General features: G+C 43.7%; 3 protein-coding genes. 2 read left to right on the top strand and 1 reads right to left on the bottom strand.

Annotated elements, in window-relative coordinates; genetic code table 11:
- The coding region (locus EV12_RS12695) for an iron uptake porin (protein ID WP_036916007.1) at positions 1–1,379 on the top strand (1,379 nt) is incomplete at its 5' end.
- Between the two features lie 377 nt (positions 1,380–1,756).
- Here EV12_RS12695 and fldA read toward each other — a convergent pair.
- The gene (fldA, locus tag EV12_RS12690; RefSeq protein WP_036916001.1) at positions 1,757–2,281 is read right to left on the bottom strand and encodes a flavodoxin FldA; all 525 of its coding nucleotides are present in this window, start codon (positions 2,279–2,281) and stop codon (positions 1,757–1,759) included.
- A 617-nt stretch (positions 2,282–2,898) separates the two neighbouring features.
- Between fldA and EV12_RS12680 the strand changes: the two genes are divergently transcribed.
- Positions 2,899–3,312: a hypothetical protein gene (locus tag EV12_RS12680; protein ID WP_036915999.1), complete on the top strand. Its 414-nt coding sequence runs from the start codon at positions 2,899–2,901 to the stop codon at positions 3,310–3,312.
- The last annotated feature ends 198 nt before the right edge of the window (positions 3,313–3,510 follow it).

Below are 3,510 nucleotides of genomic sequence, written 5' to 3'. Positions count from 1 at the left end.
GCTATCCAAGCGGTAGCTACCTCGGCAACAGAGCAATGACCCGCTTTGAAGCGGCTGCTCTGTTGAATGCCTGCCTCGATCGCATCACTGAAGTCACTGACGAACTGCGTCGCTTGCTGCAGGAATTCGAGCAGGAGCTCGCAATCCTCAAGGGCCGTGTTGATGGCCTTGAGGCCCGCGTTGGTGAACTGGAAGCCACTCAGTTCTCCACCACTACCAAACTTGTTGGTCAGGCTTCCTTTGTTCTAGGTGCGAATAGTTTTGGTGGCTCACTTGACGATTTAACAGATACTTATAACGAAGAGTGGGGCGCAACCACCTTCAACTATGACCTTCAGCTTGTACTGAACACGAGCTTTACAGGTAAGGACACACTTTCTACGACTTTGCGAGCAGGTAATTTCGGAAAGACTGTTTTCGGAGGGGATGGTCCCACAAATCTCTCCACCTTGGAAGTCGCGTCTGAGGCAGAAGCAGGTGCCGATGTCCTCTATATCGACAAGATCTTCTATCAATTCCCGATTGGCGAGAACTTCACAGCAACTCTTGGCGCAGTCGTTGGCCAGGAAGACATGCTTGCTATTTGGCCAACCGCCTATGCAAGTGATGGATCTTCTACGGTTTTGGATGTCGTCACATTGCCTGGTGCATCAGCTGGTGCTTTTAACAAAAACCTGGGCCAGGGTGCTGGTATTTGGTGGGAGAACAACGGCTGGGCAATCAGTGCCAATTATGTTGCTGCTAATGGTCGCAACGGAGATCCAAACATCAATGATGATGATTGTGGTGGCATAGCCAATGATTGTTCTGGTGGCACTGGAACTGCTCAAATTGCTTATACCGCAGAGCAGTGGGGCATAGCTGCCACCTATAGCTATCTCCAGAACAACGATCTAGCGCCTTATTCAAGTGTGTATGTTGCCGATAGCTATGCATTTACATCAGGCTCTGATAGTTACACAAATGCATTTGCATTATCTGCTTATTGGATGCCTGAAGAGAATGGTTGGATCCCTTCAATCAGTGTTGGCTGGGGAATCAATGCAACTAACTTCGATAATGACGATGACTTCGGAGACGGCGTCGTCTCTGAATCGCAATCATGGATGGTTGGTCTAGAATGGAATGATCTTTTTGTTGAAGGCAACGCTGGTGGCTTTGCAATAGGCCAGGCACCCTTTGCAACTAATCTCAAAGGGGGTGACACACCTCACGACGGGAACTATGTCTCCGAGCTGTGGTACAAGTTCCAGGTGACTGACAACATTGTCATCACCCCAGGCTTCTTCTATCTGAGCCGTCCAGCCTCAGGGCTTATGGATACCGATGAAACTCTTAACCAGTTCGGCGGTGTCTTAAGAACGACATTTACCTTCTAGATCATTAATCATTGACTTGCATCTGCAGGTTGAGGTATTCAGAGTCGCTCTGGACAAATATCTAGAGCGGCTTTTTTTGCCTCTCTTTAATATAAAAATTACTGATTAACGATGACCTTCGTGATTTATAAATTATAAACCATTCCTTCTCCAATTGTCTTTGACATTCTTCACACAGCATTCACGTTTCAACATTAATTATAAGTATTAAACCTGTTAAGTCTAAACGGAATAGCTATATTTTCTGGATTTAATATTTTGTGCCTAGATCGATCAATTACGGAATCGCAATCGATCGATGATATAGATATAGAGGTTGGATTAGTTCATCGGACTTGTTGTCTACAGTCAAATAGAGATTAAATAGCTATTTAGCATTAACTCAATGCAGGGATCTCTTGCTTAAGTTGAATTGCCCATGACATCAACCGATCATCGGTCATGTCAGATTCGCTGTCTTCATCGAGGGGTAGACCACAGAACTTGTCACCTATTAAACTCTTTGAATCTTCAAATGTATAATCATCTTTTGAGACATATCCCACCATTGTCGCTCCTGCATTTTTGAAGCACTGATGAAGTTCTTCAATAGCATCACAGAAGTTTTCGGTATACGTCGATGAGTCTCCGAGCCCATAGATTGCGACCTGTTTACCACTTAAGCTCAGCTTGGAGATGTCTTCGAGCATTGAATCCCAAGCTGTACCAGATCGTTCACTATCTGCACCTGTGTTCCATGTTGGAATACCGCAGATAATCGCGTCTAAATCGTTTAGCGGGCTTAAGTCCTCTAGATCAGCTAAATCCTGAGGTGTATTACTGCCATTGAGGAGAGGATGAAGCCGGTCTGCGATATCCTCCGTTTTACCTGTTGTTGTTGCAAAGTAGATGCCTACAGCCATGGATTCAATAAATGCAAACCAGTCTTAAAGCAGCGGGGGTTAGTTATGTCGTCCATTATTAACTCAATGCCGTGATTATTTATACAACATATTGATTATTCTAGACAGTGCTATGAATTTCCTTTTAAAGAAGCTCTGTAGTAAAAATATTGATATTGATGGAAATTTGATTTTATCTAAGGAGTTAGTGAATCTGAGCAGGCAATAGTTCAATCAAACCTCGCTCTTTAATGATCTGACTGAATCATCGGTGATGCTTTCCAATTTAATGTTGGCCTTCTTAGATGACTCTGTAAGTAGATGCAAGCTTTGAATTGATTGAGTGATTTATCCGTTGAGGCGCTCCATCCAAAATCCGGCTAGCTGCCAGCTTGTCCAAAGAAAAATACCAAGGAATGCCCAGTTCATCCATGCAGGCCGTTCTGGGTTGTCCATCTTCATGCTCATGATTAATTTAAATCATGGCAGGATTTTCCCATCATTCAATCTGGATGAAGGAATTGAAGCAGTATCTGGATATGGGAATGTCTACTTAGAATAATTTCAAGATATCCTTTGTGCTCTGTTGCCATTGCAGGGTTGTTAACCCGTCATGATGGAGGATCCGACGATGCCTTATGGCTGATGCTCCCTATCTAATCGCCTTGGCCTTGCTTGAGCAAAAGGGTAAGCGTGCACTACCACTTTCAGGTAAATCACAGTCGAATCCCCCGCGTAATGCTGATAGTGGTGGCAATCAGGACAGTCATGACATGCCATCAGACGATGCTAAGGCCCTTGCGTTGGAATTATTGCTGCGTATATGGCAACGTACAGATGATGGACCCTTGAACCGAGCTGTTGGAGAAAACAGCTTCCTACTTGTAGAACTGCCAATGGAGCGTTTACCGGAGGATCTACCCGCAATCAAGGCTGCCTGGATCCAAAGTGGTGATTTCTCGACCTTCCTTCTAAATTTGAAAAAAATTGCCGAAAGGGGCTGGATCCTTGAGTTTGCCAAATATCAGCCAGTTAGCTTTAAGGCTTGGTGATGGATTGGCTCAGGAATGATTTACAGAAATCATTGATCATTATCTTTTTTAGACTTTATTAATATCTTCTTTGATTTTCTTGGCTTCTGTCATGGTCTATTTCAGTACATTAGTGATGTGTATTTTATATTTAAGCTTGCATAACTATTTAAGCTTTTCGTTCAATCATTTTTCATTGCTCATCGATGGTTATGCAAG

Source organism: Prochlorococcus sp. MIT 0701, from assembly GCF_000760295.1.
GTDB lineage: Bacteria > Cyanobacteriota > Cyanobacteriia > PCC-6307 > Cyanobiaceae > Prochlorococcus.
The sequence above is the reverse complement of the archived record's forward strand: the minus strand, read 5'-3'. Positions and strand labels throughout refer to the sequence as shown.

Bases quoted from the DNA above. Each gene is read 5' to 3' on its own strand.
- EV12_RS12680 (WP_036915999.1), top strand. From the start codon at position 2,899: ATGGCTGATGCTCCCTATCTAATCGCCTTGGCCTTGCTTGAGCAAAAG.
- fldA (WP_036916001.1), bottom strand. From the start codon at position 2,281: ATGGCTGTAGGCATCTACTTTGCAACAACAACAGGTAAAACGGAGGAT.